Genomic DNA, 1582 nt, shown 5'->3' with positions numbered 1-1582 from the left:
TGGGTTGGGATTCTTGGGGTCTATGGTCTAAGTATATTCGAGCAAGCAGTCGACGGCATGTCTACAGTAGCCCTTTTCTCGCTGATGATGGCGCAATGTCGTTCCGGACATGAAGGTGCAGACTTTACCGTTCAGGCCAGTATTCAAGTCTTGGTCTCTGGTTTGGCGGCGGCTCTGGGAGGTCTCTTGGCTGGCATGTTGGGGTATTTTTCTACCTTTGTTGTTGCGGGCGCTGTTGGCTTAGTCAGCTTAGTGTTTGTGTTACATTATTTTCGACAAAAATGATTGATGAAGTTCACACAATAATCGTATAAAATGGCGCTTTTTTGAACGATCAAATTCTGTTCACTCTATATGGCTCATTACAAGAGTTGAAGAATGACTAGGGAATGACCGTTTTGAGGCTTATTTTTTCCTGAATGATAGAGGCGATGAATGTTTACTCGTGATATGACTATAGCTGGCTTTGATGATGAAATAGCAAATGCAATTACTGCTGAAGCAACGCGTCAAGAAGAACACATTGAACTGATTGCATCAGAAAACTACACCAGCCCTCGCGTGATGGAGGCTCAAGGTTCTGCATTAACGAATAAGTATGCTGAAGGCTATCCGGGTAAGCGTTACTACGGTGGTTGTGAGCATGTTGACGTGGTTGAGCAGCTAGCGATTGATCGTGCTAAAGAGTTGTTTGGTGCTGACTACGCAAACGTTCAACCTCATTCAGGTTCGCAAGCCAATGCTGCTGTTTATATGGCGCTTTGCTCTCCCGGCGATACGGTATTGGGAATGAGCTTGGCTCACGGCGGTCACTTGACGCATGGTGCGTCAGTAAGCTTTTCCGGTCGTATCTATAACGCCGTGCAGTACGGTTTGAATGAGCAAACGGGTGAAATCGACTACGATCAGGTTGAAGCGCTTGCTCGTGAACATAAGCCAAAGATGATTGTTGCAGGTTTTTCTGCCTACTCTCGTATTGTTGATTGGCAGCGTTTTCGTGATATTGCTGATGAAGTCGGTGCATTCTTATTCGTAGACATGGCGCATATTGCCGGTTTGGTTGCGGCGGGTGTTTATCCTAGCCCAGTTGGCATCGCTGATGTAGTAACGTCTACTACTCACAAAACCTTGGGTGGTCCCCGTGGCGGTATCATTCTGGCGAAGGCAAATGAAGCGCTAGAGAAGAAATTAAACTTTGCTGTATTCCCTGAAAGCCAGGGCGGCCCTTTGATGCATGTAATAGCTGCTAAAGCGGTGTGCTTTAAAGAAGCTATGTCAGATGAGTACAAGTCTTACCAGTCTCAAGTTGTTGAGAATGCCAAGGCGATGGTTGCAGTTTTCCAGGAGCGTGGCTTTGATGTGGTATCAAATGGCACTGACGATCACTTGTTCCTGCTAGATTTGATCAGCAAAGATATCACGGGTAAAGATGCTGACGCTGCACTAGGCAAAGCGAATATTACAGTGAATAAAAATGCAGTACCTAACGACCCACGCTCACCTTTTGTGACCAGTGGCTTGCGTATCGGTACGCCAGCGGTAACCCGTCGTGGCTTTAAGGCTGCCGAGTGTCAGCAACTAG

General features: G+C 46.8%; 1 protein-coding gene and 1 pseudogene. Both read left to right on the top strand.

The genetic code is table 11. The features are described from left to right. Window positions 1-285 (top strand): annotated as a pseudogene (locus tag A3756_RS15015) (MFS transporter); the annotation flags it as partial. A 150-nt stretch (window positions 286-435) separates the two neighbouring features. Then, a partial coding sequence (glyA, locus tag A3756_RS15010; RefSeq protein ID WP_068553788.1) for a serine hydroxymethyltransferase occupies window positions 436-1582 on the top strand: 1147 nt, incomplete at its 3' end.

It is taken from the genome of Oleiphilus sp. HI0086, assembly GCF_001635225.1.
The sequence above is the reverse complement of the archived record's forward strand: the minus strand, read 5'-3'. Positions and strand labels throughout refer to the sequence as shown.